We start from the raw sequence: 19,519 nt of genomic DNA, 5'->3' as shown, positions 1-19,519 counted from the left end.
TCGGCGGTATGGATCGAATTGCTAAAGCGTTTGAAAATAAAGTGGGCGATCGCATTCAATACAACGCCGTAGTTAAGCAGATGCGCCAAACTGGAAATGGAGTCAGCATTGTCTATCAAGACCAGGATGGACAACAGGAGTTGACCGCAGATTATGCCATCTGCACCTTTCCCTTACCTGTCTTAAACAAGATCGATACCAACTTGTCACCACAAATAAAGCAGGCGATCGCCAAAGGAACGAATTACACCAATGCAGTTAAAGTCGGTTTTCAAGCTAACCAACGCTTTTGGGAACAACAAGACCACATTTATGGCGGAATTTCCTGGACAGATCAAGATATCACTCAAATTTGGTATCCTTCAAGCGGATTTCATCAGGAAACAGGTGTTATAGTCGGTGCATATATCTGGGATAATCCGATTGGTAATCCTTGGGGGAAAATGATGCCAGCCCAGCGCATTGCTAAAGAGATCGCTAATGGCTCAAAAATTCACCCCAATTACAGAGAGTTTATCGAGCCTGCAATGGGTGTAACTATCGCTTGGGAAAAAATGCCCTACAGTCTAGGTGGTTGGGCAGAATGGTCAGAAGAAGATCGCGATCGCGCTTATCGTACACTTAATGAGGTGTCAGGATCGATTTACCTAGCTGGAGAACATTTGAGCTATTTAACGGGTTGGCAAGAAGGTGCAGTGTTTTCGGCATATCAAGCGATCGCCAAGATTACCGAAAAAGTAAAAGCGACTCAAGCGTAACATCTAAGGAAAAAATAAATGTTTCGATTTTGGCAAAAAGCAGCTTTAATTTTCATTCTAGTAATAGGATTGTTTATTGGCAGTCTTAAGGTTACTTCCGCCCAAGTAATCAGAAATCCCATTCCTGATTCAGATTTCCCCATCGCTCAATCAGTGGAAGTACCACCTGAAACCACTTTAATATATGTAAGCGGTCAAGTTCCGTCCGTAGTTGATGAGAGTGCCAAACCAGACTCAATTGCAGCTTACGGAAATACGAAAACTCAAACCGTTAATGTTTTAAAAGAAATTCAAAGCATTCTCGAATCTCTCAATTTAACTATGGGTGATGTGGTAAAAATGCAGGCGTTTATTGTTGGCGATCCTGATAATGAGGGACAAATGGATTTTGGTGGATTTATGGAAGGTTATACGCAATTTTTTGGGACAAAAACACAGCCAAATTTACCAGCGAGATCGGCAATGCAGGTTGCTGGTTTAGTCAACCCAGGCTGGTTGGTAGAAATCGAAGTAGTGGCTGTAAAGTCTTGATGTTGGGATTAAAAACGTTCTAAAGCACGGTCAACAATCACTGCCATACAAAAAACGTTTGCCAACAATATCCTCGCTAGCTCTACTTTTAATAGAGCTAGCGCCCAAAAGTCTCTTGTTCTGAAAACTATTTGTGTTGCTAGCTACAGAACTGAATTTATAGATAATATAATTTAAAAGGTATGAAATCATACCTTTTAAATAAACGCATACTGATTGAATAGGCACTATATGGCTACTACTTATCCGATCAAGTCTCCATTCATTAAACGTCACAATCTTTGGACACCTCAACAAATCGATAAAGCGCAGGAAGTGCTGGCGATGATAGAAGAAAAAGGAATCCGCCGAATCCGCGTGGGATGGGGAGATCAGCACGGTATTGTGCGAAGTAAGACAATCTTTGTTCCAGAGTTTGTCCGCACGCTTAAAGAGGGTAAAGACTTTCAAATGGTTACTGCCCTATTTGATACAACTAATCATCCAATTGTTTCTCCCTTTGCAGTCGATAGCCTGGGTGTGCCTGAGATGACAGGATTACCAGACGGTATACTCATTCCCGACCCCAATACTTTCCGAATTCTTCCTTGGGCTAAAGATACGGGCTGGATTTTGAGTGATGCCTATTTGAGTAATGGGCAACCCGTACCCTTCTCTACCCGCAGGCTCTTAAAAGACAAAGTAGAAGCGTTTCGTCAGGATGGATACGAACTGGTAGCAGGGCTGGAAATGGAGTTTTACGTGACTCGCCTTGAAGATCCTATGCTAGAGCCAGAACACTGTGGCTACCCACCCGAACCCCCCAAAGTAAAGATTCTTAGCCACGGTTACCAATACCTAACTGACAACCACAGCGACGAAGTTGACGATGTTTTACGCCTTTTAGAAGATAGCATTCTCGAGCTGGGTTTACCGTTGGCAACAGTTGAAGATGAGTGGGGGCCTGGTCAGTGCGAATTTACGTTTGACCCGATGTCAGCGCTCGAAGCCGCAGATACGGTGCTGTTATTTCGCAGTGCCGTCAAGCAAATCTGTCGTCGGCATGGCTATCATGCAACCTTTATGGCTATTCCAGGGATTCCCAATCTCTTTCCGAGTGGATGGCACCTGCATCAATCGGTCACGTCAACCAGCAGTCAAACGAATGTCTTTACTGCTGAAGACGATTCTAGTATTTTATCTCCCGTTGGAATGAACTACATGGGTGGATTGCTTAAGCACGCTGCTGGAGCTTCGCTGCTGACTACGCCAACAGTCAACGGCTACAAGCGATATCGTCCAGACTCTTTTGCACCCAACAACATCTGCTGGGGAATTGAAAATAGAGGCTCTATGCTACGGGTGATTGCAGCTCCAAAAGAGCCGAGTTCTCGGATTGAAAATAGAGTGAGAGAACCCACCGCCAACCCATATTTATACTTAGTTTCTCAAATAATCAGTGGTCGAGAGGGTATCCGCAATCAGCTCGATCCTGCTTCGCCTGTTCAAGCCGCTTATACCTCGGATAAAGAGAAGCTGCCTTCTAATCTGATGGCAGCGATCGCAGCTTTTAAAGCAGACGATCTATTCCGTGAAGAGCTTGGAGATATCTTTGTGGATTACTTCATAAAGCTTAAGGAGCATGAGCTGGGGCGTTTTCTATCGACTGTTACAGATTGGGAACAAAAAGAGTATTTTGAAATGTATTGATGGTTGACAAGTAAAATTATCCTGGTTGTTCAATGGTGGTTTCATGAAGATTGCGATCGCACAGGCTAGACCGATCTGGCTAAACAAAGTCAAAACCACCCAAAAGGTTTTGCAACTGATGAAGGAAGCCTCTGGGCAAAGCGTTGATTTAGTTGCGTTTCCAGAAACTTTTCTATCGGGCTATCCCTTTTGGATCTGACGCACAGACGCGGTTCAATTCAACGAAATCTCGCAAAAGCAAGCCTACGCCTATTACCTGGACGCGGCGATCGAGGCGAAAGGGTCAGAGCTTCAACTGATTGAAGAAGCAGCTAGAGATTTTGGTCTTTTTGTTTATTTAGGCATAACAGAAAGAGGCGCAGGCGCGACGAGAGGCACCGTGTACTGTACGCTAGTTGCAATCGATCCTCAAAAAGGTATCGTCAGTACACATCGCAAGCTCATGCCAACATGGGACGAGCGGTTGGTGTGGGGGATAGGTGATGGCAATGGACTTAAAGTGCATAACATCTGCGGTGCTAAAGTTGGAGGACTGAACTGCTGGGAAAACTGGATGCCGCTGGCGCGCTTTGCCATGTATGGCGGTGGTGAAGACGTTCATGTCAGCGTATGGCCAGGAAATGCATCTATTTCGGCAGACATCGCTCGGATGATTGCGCTGGAAGGTCGGGTCTGGTCTATAGCCGTTCATGGGCTTCTTTCAATTGAAGATATTCCCGCCGACTTTCCTGTGTTAGATGTTCTGCACGAGCGTGGAGTCACGACTATATTCAATGGTGGATCGTCAGTTATATCACCGACAGGAGAATATGTTATCGCGCCCGTGCTTCACAAAGAACAACTACTGACCGCAGATATCGATCTCAACATAGTTAGACAAGAACGAACCAACTTCGACCCAACTGGGCATTACAATAGACCCGATGTATTCGAGCTTACGGTAAATCGCCAGCGTCTTGAAGCACTATCGTTTAAAGACTGATTTGATAAGCTAAAGCAGCCCAATTAGGTAGCTTTTTGTGGCTAAGATGTGTTCTGTCATGATGGCTCTAGCTAGCTCTGAATCGCCATCCTTGATTGAATTGAGCATATCTTGATGCTGGTCAGTTGAATTAAAAAGAGCCTTGTTACTGGGAGGAACGCTAGATAGCAAATCTGATGATTCAGCCTGGATATCGGCCATTACAATAGGGAGTCTATTCGTTTGTGTCGCTCTGGCGATCGCCAGATGGAACTGAGCATCTAACTGACGATATGCACTGTAGTCATTACTCGCCTGCTTCATTTTATCGATCAAGCCTTGCATCTCGCCAATATGAGCAGGTTTAGCCCTCTGAGCCGCTAACTCAATAGTTCCGAGTTCAATAACTAAGCGATGATCTAGAACTTCAGAAAGAGAAAAGCCTGTATCCTGTATCCGACGTCTCATGCTCAGAACTTTAGAAGAAGCTAAGTCTTTTGAGACAAATGTACCGCCCGAACGTCCTCTTTTGACGACCAGAACGCCCTGTTCTGTCAGCAACCGAATGGCCTCGCGAATAGTCGCACGGCTGACCCTCATGATTTCGGCAATTCTACGCTCAGTGGGTAAGCGATCGCCTGGTTCATAAAGTCCTAACTTAATGGTAGATCCTAAACGCTCTACTGTGACTTCAAACATATTGCTGGTCGGCTTTAAACCTCTGAGAAGAGCTTCAGCAGAGTTTAGAGGCTGGCTAGCCGAAAGGATAATGTTCTCGAGATTGTTTACCATATAGCTAAACTTCGGTTTTGAACCTAACACTTGTTAGTATATGGCGTTTGCTTTATAAAATGAGCCTGATTGAATAGTTTTAAATAAAGATAAAGTATGATGACTGATACCTTTCAAAAAAAAATGTTCCAAGAGATGGAACGCAAAGAGATATTTAACCAAGCCCAAAACTATGCTTTTGAATACGCAGACAACGCCTGTGAGCGAACGGTTTTTCCCACAGATGAGTCGATCGCAAACTTAGAGAACTTCACTGAAGACTTACCTAATAGTGTCGGAGAAACCGTTGAGATTTTAAAGCAGCTACACAAATATGGATCGCCTGCGACGACCTCACAAATAGGTGGACGTTACTTTGGATTTGTCTGCGGAGGGGTTTTACCAGTGGCTCTGGCTGTTCGCTGGCTGGCTGATTTTTGGGATCAAAATTCAGCACTCTATGTCATGTCCCCCATTGCTTCAAAGCTTGAGGAAGTTGTTGAGTCGTGGTTGAGAGAATTACTGGGCTTGCCCAATCAGACCGTAGCTGGTTTTGTTAGTGGATCTTCCTTAGCAACCTTCTGTGGTTTAGCGGCGGCTCGATATCGAGTCTTGCAAAACAACCACTGGGACATTAACAAGCAAGGACTAAATAATGCGCCCAAAATTAGAATAGTCGCTGGTCGCCAAGCTCATGCAACGGTCGCTAAAGCGGTTGCACTGTTAGGCTTTGGCACAGACAACGTGGAATGGGTAGACACTGATAGCCAAGGTAAAATTGTTCTATCTCAGGTTCCTAAACTAGACAAAAGCACTATTGTTACTCTACAAACAGGACACGTAAATTCTGGCGCGTTCGACCCTATAGATGAAATTTGCGATCGCGCTATTAATGCAAATGCTTGGGTTCATATTGATGGAGCTTTTGGTCTTTGGGCAGCTAGCTCAAAGAAACTCCGCCACCTGACAAAAGGAATAGAAAAGGCAAATTCTTGGTCTGTTGACGGTCATAAAACCCTTAATACGCCTTATGATAGCGGTATTGTAATGTGCAGCGATCAAGATGCTTTGAGTCATGCCCTACAGGCTTCTGGCTCATACCTTGCCTATAATGAAAATCGCGACGGGATGCTCTACACGCTTGAGATGTCTAGGCGCGCGCGGGTCATAGAACTTTGGGCGAGCTTGAAATACCTGGGTAAAACGGGTGTCGATCAATTAGTGTTTGGTCTTCATCAAAAAGCTGTTCAAATGAGTCGCGAACTCAGTGCAGAAGGCTTTCATATTTTAAATGATGTTGTTTTTAATCAGGTGCTGGTTGCTTGCGATACCAACGAAGTGACCAATCTGACTATGCACCATATTCAAAAATCTGGCGAATGTTGGGTAGGTGGGACAAAATGGGACGACAAAGCTGCCATTCGGGTTAGCGTTTGCTCGTGGGCGACGACGGAGGAGGATATTACCCGTTCTGTTCGGGCTTTTGTCGCCGCTAGAGACAGTGTTACAGAACCATAATTATCGAATTTGATTTATTCAGGCAACACTCAATAACCATTGCCAAATTAAAAACGTTAGCATTCCGCCAATAATAGTAGCGAGAAGATTTTTAGTACGCCAGCTAATGAGGATAGCTGCGATCGCGCCGACTAGTTTAGCGTTAGTATAACTCAATAAAATTTTATCTCCCGTTGGCATTAATACCGCAGGAACTATAATTGCCGTAAGAATAGCAGGAGGAAGAAACTCCAGTGCGTCAATTAGTTGAGCGGGAAGTTTGATTCGATTGCTAAAAGCTAAGAAAGGATAGCGAATCAGGAACGTAACCACCGCCATCGCCCCAATTAAATAAAATTCTTGTTTAGACATAAATTTTTTAGCTTTGTTTCGTTATGGATTAAGCTAGAACAAATAAAGATCGATCTTTCCCCCAGTCTCCAAATCTCCCAGTCTCCCCGTCAAACTCAACCATCCTATACTGATGCAATGCCCATCTTTTTAGCAACCATACCAGCCATGATTCCTGCTGTAGCTGCCACCATTAAACCTGACTGATAGGGAAAATTCTGAGTCAGTAAAGCTGTAATTCCTGAGACAACAACGGCGATCGCAATTGGTTTATTTCGGATATATGGCATAACCATACCAATGAAAGTAACCGACATGGCAAAATCCAAACCCCAACTGGTAGCATCTGGGATAAGATGACCGATAGTTAAACCAAGCAGAGTGCAAATCTGCCAGTTGGTGTACATAAATATAGCTGCACCAAAGTAATACCAGTGCTTGTGCCTAGAGCGATGCCTACTAGCGGGTGTGGAACAAGCTTCTTGAACAGAAGCGTTTCCACCCGCTCTAGCTTCGCAATCGCCTTCAGCATAACGATTAATTACTACAGCAAATACTTCATCAGTAAGCCAGAAACCGAGGATGATTTTCCAAATCGGCAATAAATCTTGAACGTACCTCACTAAGCTAAGAGAATAAAGTAAATGGCGCAAATTAACCACAAAAGTAGTCAAGATAATTATCGGCAAAGGTGTTCCCGTAGCTAACAACCCCAACGCAATAAACTGAGCCGAACCAGCAAAAACCAAGGCGGACATAGCGATCGCACCACCAAAAGACAAACCACTACTTTGAGCCAGAGTGCCGAAAATAATGCCAAAGGGAATTGCGCCAATAACCAAAGGTATAATAGCTTTTGCCCCAGAAATAAACTCTTTTGATGGCGAATGGCGATCAACCTGGTTTTGATTCAATTTTGCTCCTCAACATTTAGAAATTAACCTAAACTCAAGTTTAGAGAAGCCTAAATTATATTTCTTGTACGTTTTTGCAGTTGCATCATAATGAAACATACTCATCACTACCAGCTATCTTTTTCACTTGCTGTATTAGTTCTGGAAAAAGTTGGAGATGTAAGTGCGATCGCCTTCTAGAACTTCATTCGTCAAAGACTATTCATTTTTAAAATACAAACTCCACTTAATTTCATCAATGTTGCACGAAGATTTTGCCAGTAATTTGCCACTGTTCTTCAATTTTTAAAAGCGATGCAGCGCGTTGCGGGTTCGTAACCCGTTGTAGCGACACAGAGGCTAACGCCTCAAAGTCCCTTCTTACGAAAGTTGTTCATGGGGGAGACCCCCACCGCCAGCGTGGAATAAGCTCCCTAGACGGGAGCATTTCCACTGGCAAAGACCACACTTTCGCGCTTCGGGACGCTGGCGCGGGGCTTATAAAGGGCAGACGCAGCTTCTGCCCACAGCCCCTTGCGAATGCGCCGTTCAAGAAGCGTGAATAAATCTGTATATGTATGGTCGTGCCAGTTTTCGATTTCCACTCGTGCCGATGCTACACTTTTTTCCCAGTCAACTGAACGTATTATGCAACAGAAATTGGCAATCCAATATTTCTCTCTCTTTTAAGTTTAATTAAATTTCATACCATTCCTTTGCTTACCTTGAACTGTTTGCCTAATTTTCTGCTCTCGCGATCGCTATCAAATACACTAGATTGTATTCATGAAGATCATTGTTTCATATCGATATGCAAACCGCTGTATTGCTCAAACAGTTATGTTGTTCTAAATCACAGGTATATTCAGATTTAATAGTTGCTTTATATAAAGCTTAATTTCAAATGAAAAGTCTATGAAGCCGTTTCAAAAACATAGACATCGAAATTTGCTGGTGTTATCAAAGTAGAAACACCTAAAAGTATTTAAGTAGTCTAAATTACTACCTTAATTTAATAACCTTCTGTCTGTGCAATATCAAGGTTCACAGTGCAGTAAGTAGCAAAAAATTCTTATAAAAAGGCTTATTTGCTACACAAATTGATGAAAAATTAATTACTAAAAATTAAAAGCCAACAATAATTATGAAAAATTTTACAGTTACAAACTCGAACGCTTCAGGTAACGGTTCTTTAAGTGCAGCTATCTTAGCAGCGAATGAAAACCCAGGTTTTGACAATATTTCTATCGAAGTAGGAAACATATTTTTAAACTCTGCTTTAACAATCTCTGATTCAGTAAATATTACTGGTGCAGGTACTGTTATTACTCAGACTGGACGCGATCGCATCTTCAACATCAATGATAATAATGATGCAATAGATATCGACGTAACTCTAAATAGCCTCAAATTAACTGGTGGTTCACCCGTTGAGACTGGTGGAGCAATCTTCAGCTATGAAAACCTATTTATTATTGATAGCCAACTTTATGGTAACAACACTGCAAAACGTGGTGGCGCAGTTTACGTAGAAGGAGCAAACCTGAACGTAGTAAACTCTAGCATTCACAGCAACAAAATTGTTGTAGTCGATCAAGGAGCATCTTCTGGTGGCGGTTTATATGTTAAAAACGGTATCTAGATAAAAGTTCAATGCGATCGCCTGCTTTAACCATGCCTTCGACAAGTACAGCCCCATACACCCCTGCATAACCTTCATGGGACTGAGCAATATGCTTAATTAGTTTAGAATCTACTGCTGCTGTATCTGGATTGACGGTGATTACTTTGCATCTTGGATCGCGTTCGAGTACGTTGATTTCTAAGCGATCGCCAATCTTTAAGCGATGACCAACTAAGTCATTTTCATCTATCGATTGGTCATCCCACTTGACATAAAAATTGGCTCGAAACTGCCGTTTATCAATGTTCATCCCAAGCTCTTCTACCAAAAGATCTCGCATTTCCACAGAAAATATAGATAATGGTCGGCAATCATACTGACTTCTTTGGCTAAAGTGCAGGCTGAGATTTTGATTACCCGTCAGAGATTTTAGATGGTCTAAAAAATCATTGTTCTCAAGGCTATAAACATCACTATCTGGAGTTTCAACTTCAACGCTAAACTGATTTTGATCGGGGTAGAGAGAATTGATGCCTGGAGGCATTTTTTGTGCTGCTGCTAAGTTTTCTGGTTGTAGAGTAGCACTATGGTTTTTATAGCGAGGCTGATATAGCAAAAGTGCTTCATAGTCTCGGATAGTGTACCAAGGAAAAGCCCGATTACCGTCGCCGTTAATAATTCCGTATAGGCGATCGCCCATTACGCCAGCGAAAGAGACAAAGATTTCATCAAGGGTTTCCCCCCTCATACTCTTAACTGGGTAACGCCAGATGCTTTCGATTTCACCGATTGGGGACATTTTCTGACCTCATTTACAAGAGATATTGCATCACAGCATAGTAGAAATGGCTTTGTTCAATAGTAAGCAGTGTTACTTTCCCGCTATAGATCGCTAATCTTGAGAGGAAGTTTTTAAAACTATTTATCAAAAACTGAAGCTGACTAACAAGCGAGTCGCAAGTTTTTTAGACACGGCTTTAATATTTCGTGGACGCATATTTTATTCATAGCGATTATCAGGACTTGATATAACAAGTGTGCCAAGTTATACTTTTGCCAAATTAGATCGCCTTTATATTAAAACAAAGTGCAAAATACAGCCTCGAAAAAACTTTTAAGAGAGAAAGTATATTATGTCTGCTACCAAAACCTGGAATAAAGAACCGTTTTGGGGTTTAAGCTACGATCTCGATCCGCAGTGGCTTTTAACTCCATCTCAAAAAGAATTACAGACCAAGTTAATCGAGCTTTGCGCCACTACTTTACGTCCCAACGCCATTGAATCCGATGCTGCTTTAATTTATCCCCGTAAGAATTTTGAGGCTCTTGCATCACTTGGTTTACTAGGGCTTTTAGTACCTAAAAAATGGGGCGGTTTAGGCGAAAATCATACTTGTGCTGCAATGGTGGTTGAAACGATCGCCCGCTATGGTTGTCCGAGTACGGCAATGTGCTATACGATGCACTTGGCAGCAGTAGCAACGGCTTTGTTTCGTGCCAATCGCAACTTGGAACTACAGCAGGTTTTAAAGCGTTTAGACTCGGATGTATTTATTGGCACGCTTTCTTTTTCCGATCCTGAAACTGGTTCTCACTTTTGGTATCCCTTCTCTTCTAAAGCCAAAAAAGTAGCTGGAGGATGGGAAGTTTTGAAAAAAGCTTCCTGGACGACATCTGCGGGCTTTGCTGATTGGTATGTGGTGCAAACTACTAGCCCCGACTTTGATGGTGACTACTCCGATTTATCTTGTTTCTTGGTTTATGCAGACGAAGTACAAGCCGAACCTAAAAAATGGGATGCTCTTGGTTTGCGGGGTAATCAGTCGGGAACTTTATTAGTTGATAATGTAAAAATTCCCCAAGAAAGAATGATCGGTGAAATAGGAGAAGGTGCGATCGCCAATGATGAAATAGTCGATCCGTTTTTCCTGCTTTGTTCTTCGGCTTGTTGGAATGGCATTGCCATGGGAGCGATCGATATTGCTAAACGTCACACAACCAAGAAGAAGCATATTGATGTGGGAATGCGCGTGGCTGACTATCCCACAATTCAGGACTACTTTGGCGAAGCGATTATGGATAGTAATGCCTCTCGTAGTTTTGTATTCTCTATGGCAAAGCTGATGGATGACTTGACTGATAACTGTGATTGGACACTTCATCAGAATGCTTCTGTTAACCCTCGTTCAGCTTATCTGCACTGGTATTGGCAGATTAAATTTATTGCAGCGAAAAACGTAGCTCAGGTTACGGATAAAATGCTTCATGCTTGTGGCGGAACGGGTTTTAAAAAAGAATTAGGCATTGAAAGATATCTGCGTGATGGCAAAGCTGGCTGGGTTATGGGTCCTACCAATGAGGTTTTACGGCAATTTGTGGGCAAGTTTGCTCTGTTTGATGGCTATGAAGCTCTCGACTACTGGAATCAATCAGTAAATGAGCGAGTCCTGCATAATGAGATTAAGAAAATGGATGCAGCAGCTAAAAAACAGTTAGCCGAAGAATTGCTAGCAGAAGTTGCTGAAAAAGAGTCAGCACCAAAAGTCGCTGTAACTTCCAGGGCAAAAGCATACTAAAAAATTGAGGAATACCAAAAATAAAACTTGAAATAAATGTTTATAAGCAAGAAGATTAAATCTTTAGCTCAGAGCTTAAAGCTTTAAGGTTAAAAATAATAGAATAAAGTTCAAATTTAAAAAAGCGATCGCCATAAGTCAAGCATCTTGCCCCCCAAATGATGACACGCCCTAAATACTCAATATATGTAATTTAAATGCAAATTAGTTTAGCGGATAAACTAACTTAATGCAATTACAGTAACAAAAATTAGAATATTGGTTAAAAATATTGGAAAAAATGAGACTAATACCAATTCTCAAAAGTAAGAGAAATAAAAATATACATTATAATTAGTAAAAATCTCTATACCTCTTATCACACCTATATCCAACACCCTAACCCCGAAACATAACACAACCGAAGTCTTTCGCTATTTTAGAGAAACAGCATAATATCCATCAATAGGCAGAGAAATAAAATCCAGAAATAAGAGAATATACTCTATAAATTGGTTATTTATTATCTAATAAGGTAGCTAATATTTGCTGATAAAGAATAAAGAAATAAATGTCAAAATTTGATTTATTAATTAGTAGAAGTTCAGTATTATTATCAGCTTCTGCTGCAATTTTTACTACTGTCGAATCTAAAGAATTAAAAGCGCAGGAAACAGACGCAAACACAACGATTGAAGAGATATCAGAGGATAAAAATAATACTTCAGGTGAAGAAGTAACCGTCAGAGGTGAAGTAGAAAAGGTCGATCCTAGAGTATCTTTTGTTATTGAAAAAGAAGGGTTTTTGGAAGGCGATCAAGTTCTAGTTATCAATGTCTGGGATCGAGTTGTTCCAGAAAATGCAGACGATCTCCAGCTACAGGTCAGAAAACTAAGAACTTTAGTCCTAGCTGATGTCGAGCGTGATTATGAACTAGACCTGGGATTTGGATGTACAGCAACAAATAGAAGCTGAATATAATGAAAAGCCTGTTTTAGTGGTGGATAGCATTTGTCCTGCTGCCAAAAATGAAGGTCTTTTAAAGTAATGGCTAAAAGAGCGATCGCTTTTTGATTAGTGTAAAAATATGTATGAGCCAGTAGAATCAACAAATAAACAACTACCCAACAAACAAAAATTTGCCCGTACCTTTCGCATATTGAGCCGTATTAGCTACTGGATTCATCTAATTTTGGGTACTATATCGGGAGTGACATTATTACTGGTGGTATTTAGTCGTGGCGCGACTAACAGCGGTACTGGGGCAGGTATTTTTATCGCCATGTTTAGCCTGCTGGCTTTAGGTTTTAGAGTCTACTGGGCTTGGCGATATAGTCGTTTAGCCAAAAAATTACAGCGAGTTAACCCTGGTGTTCAACCTAGTAGAACGGAGATTATTCAGATGCTCCGTATCGGCTTATTAGTTAGTTTTGGGGGACTGCTGTTAGCCTTGATCGCCACTGAAATTAGCTTAATTTCTTTGGTTGCAGGTGCGATTGCCCGACCACAAGGGGTTGCTGTATATGAAAGGGAACAGGTAATCAAAATCGCTGACTTATTATTAGTCTTAGCGCAACTCAACATCCTGGGCGCACATTTTTTTGGTGGCGCAAACTCTTTAGGATTACTCAATTGGATCTCAAAAGAGGAAGTTTAGTCCAGTTCAAGAGTAAAAAAAGTTAATTCTGGCGGGCAAAATAGACGTATAGGTGCAATGCTCATGCCTATGCCCGGGTTGACATAAAGCTGATTATTAGGTTTGCCAAAACCTTTTGCCCAACCATCGGCATAAACTTTATCTTTTTCCACAAACCGCAACCACGACCATTGAGGCATACCTGGGACACGCACCTGTCCTCCGTGAGTGTGTCCTGATACTGCTAAGGGGGCTGAGTTGGCTGGAAGTTTCTCAAATGAGTCTGGATTGTGCATCATCACAATTCTAGAGCTGCTGTCGGGTACATTACTCAAAGCCTGCTGTACATCATCTTGATTTGCCCACAGCGAACCAACTCCGACCAAGTATAAAGGCTCGTCATTGTCTGGTAGTTGCAGTTTAACCGCTTCATTTTTTAATACTTGTATACCAGCAGACTCTAAAGCTGTTTCCACACGTTCAGCTAATTCAGTATTAGGTTGTGCGGACTTACTGCTCATACCGTAATCATGATTGCCCAGCACTGCATAAGTAGGAATACCTGCTTCGACGAGGGGACTGACTAAATTGACAGCTGTTTCGATTTTTGGTTCGGGATTGGGAGTGGCGTGGTAAATAAAGTCGCCACTGATTAAGACTGCGGCAGGTTTGACCGCTATTAACTTATTAACGCTGCGACGAGCAGTGTCGGGATTACCAGCCCACATTCCAATCTGAAAGTCAGAGATTTGACCGATTTGTTTGCCCTGCCAGGAGGCGGGAAGATTGGGGATTTTGGCAGTTTCGGTTTCTGTATTGAGAACCTTTGGTTCAATGAAGCTCCAAATTGCGAGCAGTGCGATCGCGCCTAATAATCCCAGAGTCGTATATTTTAATTTATTGGAGATGTTGTTCACAGGTTGAAAAGCTTGATAAACTATACATTACTGACGTATAAACAATTGCCTTTTTCCCCTCCTAATCAAGAGCCAAGACATAGCAGCGAGCCAGGCGATCGCAATTAGAGAAATGAAACGTTCATAAGCACTATCTATATTAGTAGGAACAAAAAAAAAGATTGGTGCTAAAACTGTCCAAACAATTGCAGTTCCCATACTATAACGATACCAGTTTCGACTAACTCTATACAAGCCAAAGCTGAGAAGCATGGTTGTAGCTGCAAATAGCAAAGCTAGGGCATATCTCGGCAATCAAGATGACACTAATGCCAAGTAGCACTAACAACACAGTTTATATTAATCTGCTCAGGCAAACGCATACTAAAAAATTAAGGGATACTGAAAAGCGAAGCTCGAAATAACTGTTCGTGATAAATAACTCAATCCATCATTAATAATTGTTAAATTCGATAGCCATGAAAACTTTTGTTAAAACCGAAAAATATGCGGATTTACCGCCAGCTTTAGGAAATGCGATCGCCGAATATCGCATTAAGCCAGGTAGCGCGATCGCTTTTCAAGTAAAAAAGAACCACTACATTCAGATTATTGATGTAAACGGTTCTCAATGCGCCGACTGGATCGCCTTCAACAATTCAGATTTGACAGAGGAAATAGACAACACCGTAACTCGAACGATTAATCAAACTACAGTCCCCAAAGTTGGCAACAACAGTTATTTTTACTCGTCTAAAATGCGATCGCTAGCTCAGGTGGTTGTTGATACTTGTGGTTATCATGACAGCTTGCTTCTTGCCTGTACCAGTAGCTATTACGAAGCTTTGGGCTATGCTCAACATCCAAGCTGTAGCGAAAATTTTAATCAGGTACTCAAACCCTATAATATTAAACCCAGAAAGGGATGGGCTGCGGTTAATTTTTTTTATAACACCAGTGTAGACCCTAAAGGTGTAATTACGGCTCAAAAGTCGCGATCGCGATCGGGTGACTACGTTGTTTTGCGCTCTTGTGACGATTTACTTTGTGCTACTTCATCTTGTGCTGACGACATCAGTTCGATCAACGGAGATAAATTAACTCCCATTCACGTTCGTATTTATCAGCAAATAAATAACGTCTGATGTGAATTAGGAAAAGACAGAAAATGACAGTTACCAAGCTAATCATCAAAAATCTCTCCTCTGATGGCTTTACTTTCAATCAATGAACCTTTGTAAGTCCTCTGCTTAGTTTTTCTGGGTATTAATTTCCTGTCTTCTGCTAAATGAATTCAAGACACGCGCCCTCTCCTACATATCAAGTGAACGGACGGAATGAGAATAGTTTATCTTGGTGGAGTGTACTTAATGTCAGTTTGATGCTTTTCTATTAGCCGATATAGATATCGATAATTTTACGGGTACTGCATCAGCTACCACTGTTTTTAATGCTTCCATCGGGCATAATAGTATTGCAGAAGATGGGGGGCTTATAACTTAAAGAAACTTCTTCCAAAACAGCATTAGTGAGATCAGCGTTGGTAAGATTAGCAAGACGAAGAACGGCACCAGTAAGGTCGGCACCAGTGAGGTCGGCATCAGTGAGGTCGGCATCTCCAAAATGAACTCCACTTAAATTAGCCCCACTCAAATTAGCCCCACGAAGGTTGGCTTTTTGGAAACCAGTTTGACAGAGAAAAGCTTCACTCAAATTAGTCCCACTCAAATTGGCTTCGCTGAGGGAGCCTTGACTGATGTTGGCATCATGCAAGTTAGCCCCACTCAAATTAATTCCAGTAAGATCCGAATCAGCCAACTCAGCCCCGCTCAAATTGATTCCACTCAAATCGACCCCTTCGAGTTCGGAGTCACAAATGTCGGCGTTGGGGAATTCTCTCTCTCCAGCAGCGTATCTTCTCAAGATTTCGTTAACGTCATCGAACATAATTCGTAAATAAGCAGAATAATTCTATTTAAGTTATAAAAAACTTTTTGATTAACCATTAATAGTACTAGCTTTTTAAATTTTTTTTAATAACTCGATCGATTTGTAGCTGAGATTACAAAAGAAAATGATAATAAATTGCAAACTTGTCATATTAAGTAAAATTCCCTGCAAACATTAAGTTTTCAATCGCAAATCTTTTAGGGAACAAATTTAGAATTTAAACATTACCAAACTTAAATTAATGAACCCTGAAGCACAAGAATTTTTAGGAACATTTGTCACAGAAACCTATTACTATTGGGCATCTGTGTTCATGCTCCTTATTCACGCTGGTTTTCTGGCATACGAGGGAGGTGCGTCTCGCTGTAAAAACGTGCTGGCAACAATGGTCAAGAATTTGCTTACCTTATCCAGCGTCGGGATTTCCTTTTTTCTATTTGGCTGGTGGGTTTACAATGCCTTTCCCTTGTTTCCTGTGGAGGGAGGAATAATTTTTCCTTGGACTAACCCCCAGACGAGCGAACTAATTGGCGAATTGAAAACTTTGGCAGACGCTTCTTATCCTTGGTCGGCAGCTATGGGACCCAATACCGCCGATAATTTAACAGGGGTGTTTTTCTTTGCCTTTGCTCTATTTGCCATGACCACTGCATCAATTCTTTCTGGTGCGGTCATAGAGCGGATTAAAGTAGGAGCTTACGTTGTTCTTTCTATTGTTCTAGGCTCATTTACCTGGGTAGTAGCAGCAGCTTGGGGATGGCATTATAAAGGCTGGTTTTTAACATCTTTTGGATATCATGACTTTGGCTGTTCGGCAGTAGTTCATGGAGTTTCTGGCTTTTTTGCTCTAGGAGTATTAATTAACTTAGGACCAAGAGTAGGCAAGTTTGACGAAAATCGTAAACCCAGAGCAATTTTGCCTCATAATCTGCCTCTGACTATGTTGGGTTTGATGCTGATTTTCGTCGGCTTCTATGCCTTTTTAGCCGCTTGCGTCATCTTTGTTCCTGGTCAAACTGTAGAGACAAGCATTTATGGCACACCCATGACTCTATCCTCGATTGGAGTTAACACTACTTTAGCTCTAGCTGCGGGGATTATTGGAGCTTACATTTCTAGTAAATCCGAACCCTTTTTTACAATTTCAGGTGGTTTAGCGGGTATTATTACCGTCGGCGGAGGCTTAGATTTGTATCATCCCCTGATTGTCATTCCCTTGGCGTTTTCAGGAGCTTTTATGATACCTAAAGTTGCTGCTGCTGTGGAAAGAGCAGGAATTGATGATGCGGTGGGAGCATTTGCGGTACACGGTTTTTGCGGTATGCTCGGAGCTATCCTACCAGGATTTTTTGCCTACGGTTATCCTCAAGCTGAAGGAATACCCGTAATCAATCCTATTGGTCAGATTATTCCTACCTTAATTTGTATTATTATTCTGGGCTTTATTCCTGGATATGGAACGAGTTTTGTCTTGAAAAAATTAGGTTTATTGCGGGTTTCTCGTGCCGAAGAAATAGAAGGTTTAGATATAGCTGACATGGGTGTAGAAGGCTATCCAGAATACAACACAGCTTGGCAATCAACAAATTTAAACACTCACAATACAACTTCAGTGAGTAGTCCTGTAAATTACCCATAACTTAATACATTTAAGACAACTATTAATTAATAGGGAGCAATAAAATGAGCAGTCCTTTCAAAACGCCACAAGAATTTTTAGAGGTCAAAGGTCCAATGTATACTTTTGCCAACAGTCCTTTTTGGCTAATACTTTTTCTGGTTTTTACTGTTTTAATTTTTCTTTGGTTTATTTACGCTAGCTACAAAATTAAAAGCAGCGAGTCCTCACATTCCGATCCTGCGGTCATGAGTGTTTTAATTTTGACTGGCTTTATCTCTTTGGCTCAGTCGGCTTATGTTTCTGGGACAACTGCGGTCGAGGCTTATTTGCAGAATAACAAATCTAATGTATCTTGGGGACGAAAAACAGATACTCCGATAAGAAAAGTAGCCAGGAGAAGCAATAGCACTAGACAAAACTATTATTCATCTCGTTATCGAGACGAAACAATTCGTAGAGGTTAAATAAACCGTTAATTAATCAAGTTAAACTTAAATTCTAAATAATAAAAGCGATCGCGCGATCGCTTTTATTATTTGTTTTAACTATTGCCCTAGAGAGTAGATTTTAACCAAAAAGTAATTAATGACTAACAGGCTTTTAATAATTCAAAACTCTCCTACTGCACCTCTGGGTGTTTTAAATCAATCTATTTGCGATCGCGATATTTCAGTAGAAATTTTGACTCCCTTAGCTGGTGAAAGACTGCCTATTTCTACTGCTTATAATGGTTTGATTATCTTAGGTGGACCGATGAATGCTGAAGATGATGCACAATATCCTCACCTAATGGACGTGGTTCGTCTAGTGCAACTGTTTGCGACAGAGCATAAGCCAATTCTCGGCATTTGTTTGGGAGCGCAGTTAATTGCTAGAGCCTTTGGCAGTCGAGTATATCAACATGATGTTGTTGAACTGGGATTTACACCACTACGTCTAATTCCTACGGCGATCGCTGACGATCCTTTGTTAAAATCGGTACTGCCATCTGATTCTGAGACGGTTCACATAATGGAATGGCACTTTGATACTTTTGATTTACCAGACCAAGCAAAATTGTTGATGACGGGAGACAATTGCCAAAACCAAGCGTATCGTCTTGACGATAATATTTATGGATTTCAATGTCACTTTGAAGTGAACCGAGCAATTTTACAAGGTTGGTTAGCCAATGGTAGAGACTATCTGCAAAGCAATCATCCTAACTTTCCAGAACAACTAGCAAATCAAGCCGATCTTTACCTCAGTCAATCGAATCTCTTTTGCCATAAAGTTATCCATGCTTGGTTAGATCTCGTTAAGTTGCAAGCCTATGAGATGATTGAGTAAATACAGATTAGCTTAACTACTTGAACTAGATTTGACTATTTTTGCCTGATTTTTCCAAATATTCATCGATATTTTGGCTGCTTGATAATAAGGAGAATCTTGAGGGACTAATGCTGCTGCCATTGCTTCTGAAAAGTTTCCTTTAGCTGCGCGACGCTCGACAATTAGATATATTTGCTTGTTCCATTTTGGCGTTTGGTAAGCCTGAATTTAAATGGACAAAGTTAGGTAGCTCGATACTTGTTCTGGTTAAAGTTTTTTCAGCAGATGAACCAGAAATATTAATGTCTTTGAGCTTATAAGATTTAATTTTGAGACCGATGGGTAGAGGATCTACTGATTGGAGTCGTCTGTAATCTAATGGCTCAAAGAACGGCAGCATAGGCTGTTGATAAATATTACAGGTTGCTCCACAGTTTCGCATCTTCAGGATATCTCACTCTTATTTTGCTATTT

20 protein-coding genes and 1 pseudogene are annotated in these 19,519 nt (G+C 41.4%); 13 read left to right on the top strand and 8 right to left on the bottom strand.

Annotated elements, in window-relative coordinates; all coding sequences use genetic code 11:
* The first annotated feature begins 8 nt into the window (after positions 1-8).
* The 4 genes and pseudogenes from SLP02_RS22945 to SLP02_RS22930 all read left to right on the top strand — a co-directional run bounded on the left by SLP02_RS22945 (position 9) and on the right by SLP02_RS22930 (position 3,960).
* Positions 9-758: a flavin monoamine oxidase family protein gene (locus tag SLP02_RS22945; RefSeq protein ID WP_319423044.1), complete on the top strand. Its 750-nt coding sequence runs from the start codon at positions 9-11 to the stop codon at positions 756-758.
* Positions 759-776: 18 nt separating this feature from the next.
* Entirely contained in the window at positions 777-1,289 is a 513-nt protein-coding gene (locus tag SLP02_RS22940) for a RidA family protein (RefSeq protein ID WP_319423043.1), read from the top strand.
* 231 nt (positions 1,290-1,520) lie between these two features.
* The gene (locus SLP02_RS22935; protein ID WP_319423042.1) at positions 1,521-2,978 is read left to right on the top strand and encodes a glutamine synthetase family protein; all 1,458 of its coding nucleotides are present in this window, start codon (positions 1,521-1,523) and stop codon (positions 2,976-2,978) included.
* Positions 2,979-3,021: 43 nt separating this feature from the next.
* A pseudogene (locus SLP02_RS22930) lies at positions 3,022-3,960 on the top strand (carbon-nitrogen hydrolase family protein).
* A gap of 9 nt (positions 3,961-3,969) precedes the next feature.
* Here the strand turns inward: SLP02_RS22930 and SLP02_RS22925 are convergent.
* The gene (locus SLP02_RS22925) at positions 3,970-4,731 is read right to left on the bottom strand and encodes a FadR/GntR family transcriptional regulator (RefSeq protein WP_319423041.1); all 762 of its coding nucleotides are present in this window, start codon (positions 4,729-4,731) and stop codon (positions 3,970-3,972) included.
* A 96-nt stretch (positions 4,732-4,827) separates the two neighbouring features.
* On the opposite strand from SLP02_RS22925, the gene SLP02_RS22920 reads away from it, so the two are divergent.
* On the top strand, positions 4,828-6,228 hold the full coding sequence (locus SLP02_RS22920) for a pyridoxal phosphate-dependent decarboxylase family protein (RefSeq protein ID WP_319423040.1): 1,401 nt from the start codon (positions 4,828-4,830) through the stop codon (positions 6,226-6,228).
* An 18-nt stretch (positions 6,229-6,246) separates the two neighbouring features.
* Here the strand turns inward: SLP02_RS22920 and SLP02_RS22915 are convergent, their stop codons facing one another.
* Positions 6,247-6,579, bottom strand: a complete 333-nt coding sequence (locus tag SLP02_RS22915; RefSeq protein WP_319423039.1) for an AzlD domain-containing protein — start codon at positions 6,577-6,579, stop codon at positions 6,247-6,249.
* Between the two features lie 104 nt (positions 6,580-6,683).
* Complete coding sequence (locus SLP02_RS22910) at positions 6,684-7,472, bottom strand: AzlC family ABC transporter permease (protein ID WP_319423038.1); 789 nt, start codon at positions 7,470-7,472, stop codon at positions 6,684-6,686.
* 1,123 nt (positions 7,473-8,595) lie between these two features.
* Here SLP02_RS22910 and SLP02_RS22905 point away from each other — a divergent pair.
* Positions 8,596-9,093 (top strand): hypothetical protein, encoded by a 498-nt coding sequence (locus tag SLP02_RS22905; protein WP_319423037.1) that lies wholly within the window; start codon positions 8,596-8,598, stop codon positions 9,091-9,093.
* Here the strand turns inward: SLP02_RS22905 and SLP02_RS22900 are convergent.
* On the bottom strand, positions 9,077-9,874 hold the full coding sequence (locus tag SLP02_RS22900) for an MOSC domain-containing protein (RefSeq protein ID WP_319423036.1): 798 nt from the start codon (positions 9,872-9,874) through the stop codon (positions 9,077-9,079). The two genes, SLP02_RS22905 and SLP02_RS22900, sit on opposite strands and share 17 nt — an antisense overlap.
* A 334-nt stretch (positions 9,875-10,208) precedes the next feature.
* On the opposite strand from SLP02_RS22900, the gene SLP02_RS22895 reads away from it, so the two are divergent.
* The 3 genes from SLP02_RS22895 to SLP02_RS22885 all read left to right on the top strand — a co-directional run bounded on the left by SLP02_RS22895 (position 10,209) and on the right by SLP02_RS22885 (position 13,288).
* Entirely contained in the window at positions 10,209-11,651 is a 1,443-nt protein-coding gene (locus SLP02_RS22895) for an acyl-CoA dehydrogenase family protein (protein WP_319423035.1), read from the top strand.
* Between the two features lie 550 nt (positions 11,652-12,201).
* Positions 12,202-12,606, top strand: coding sequence for a hypothetical protein (locus SLP02_RS22890; protein ID WP_319423034.1), 405 nt, complete (start codon positions 12,202-12,204; stop codon positions 12,604-12,606).
* 112 nt (positions 12,607-12,718) lie between these two features.
* Complete coding sequence (locus SLP02_RS22885) at positions 12,719-13,288, top strand: DUF3611 family protein (protein WP_319423033.1); 570 nt, start codon at positions 12,719-12,721, stop codon at positions 13,286-13,288.
* On the opposite strand, the gene SLP02_RS22880 is transcribed toward SLP02_RS22885, so the two are convergent.
* A complete protein-coding gene (locus SLP02_RS22880) occupies positions 13,285-14,184 on the bottom strand; it encodes a metallophosphoesterase (RefSeq protein ID WP_319423032.1) in 900 nt (299 codons plus the stop codon). The genes SLP02_RS22885 and SLP02_RS22880 overlap by 4 nt on opposite strands.
* A 27-nt stretch (positions 14,185-14,211) precedes the next feature.
* Complete coding sequence (locus SLP02_RS22875) at positions 14,212-14,382, bottom strand: hypothetical protein (RefSeq protein WP_319423031.1); 171 nt, start codon at positions 14,380-14,382, stop codon at positions 14,212-14,214.
* A gap of 260 nt (positions 14,383-14,642) precedes the next feature.
* Here SLP02_RS22875 and SLP02_RS22870 point away from each other — a divergent pair, with 260 nt between their 5' ends.
* Positions 14,643-15,308 (top strand): urea carboxylase-associated family protein, encoded by a 666-nt coding sequence (locus SLP02_RS22870; RefSeq protein ID WP_319423030.1) that lies wholly within the window; start codon positions 14,643-14,645, stop codon positions 15,306-15,308.
* A 286-nt stretch (positions 15,309-15,594) separates the two neighbouring features.
* Here SLP02_RS22870 and SLP02_RS22865 read toward each other — a convergent pair whose 3' ends face one another.
* On the bottom strand, positions 15,595-16,110 hold the full coding sequence (locus SLP02_RS22865) for a pentapeptide repeat-containing protein (RefSeq protein WP_319423029.1): 516 nt from the start codon (positions 16,108-16,110) through the stop codon (positions 15,595-15,597).
* Positions 16,111-16,354: 244 nt separating this feature from the next.
* Between SLP02_RS22865 and SLP02_RS22860 the strand changes: the two genes are divergently transcribed.
* From SLP02_RS22860 to SLP02_RS22850, 3 genes are all read left to right on the top strand, one after another.
* Positions 16,355-17,752 (top strand): ammonium transporter, encoded by a 1,398-nt coding sequence (locus SLP02_RS22860; RefSeq protein WP_319423028.1) that lies wholly within the window; start codon positions 16,355-16,357, stop codon positions 17,750-17,752.
* A 44-nt stretch (positions 17,753-17,796) separates the two neighbouring features.
* Positions 17,797-18,198, top strand: coding sequence for a hypothetical protein (locus SLP02_RS22855; protein WP_319423027.1), 402 nt, complete (start codon positions 17,797-17,799; stop codon positions 18,196-18,198).
* Positions 18,199-18,319: 121 nt separating this feature from the next.
* Positions 18,320-19,063, top strand: a complete 744-nt coding sequence (locus SLP02_RS22850) for a type 1 glutamine amidotransferase (protein ID WP_319423026.1) — start codon at positions 18,320-18,322, stop codon at positions 19,061-19,063.
* A 142-nt stretch (positions 19,064-19,205) separates the two neighbouring features.
* On the opposite strand, the gene SLP02_RS22845 is transcribed toward SLP02_RS22850, so the two are convergent.
* Positions 19,206-19,487 (bottom strand): hypothetical protein, encoded by a 282-nt coding sequence (locus SLP02_RS22845; RefSeq protein ID WP_319423025.1) that lies wholly within the window; start codon positions 19,485-19,487, stop codon positions 19,206-19,208.
* Between the last annotated feature and the right edge of the window lie 32 nt (positions 19,488-19,519).

This window comes from Pleurocapsa sp. FMAR1, assembly GCF_963665995.1.
GTDB lineage: Bacteria > Cyanobacteriota > Cyanobacteriia > Cyanobacteriales > Xenococcaceae > Waterburya.
This window is presented reverse-complemented; position numbering and strand designations above follow the sequence as displayed.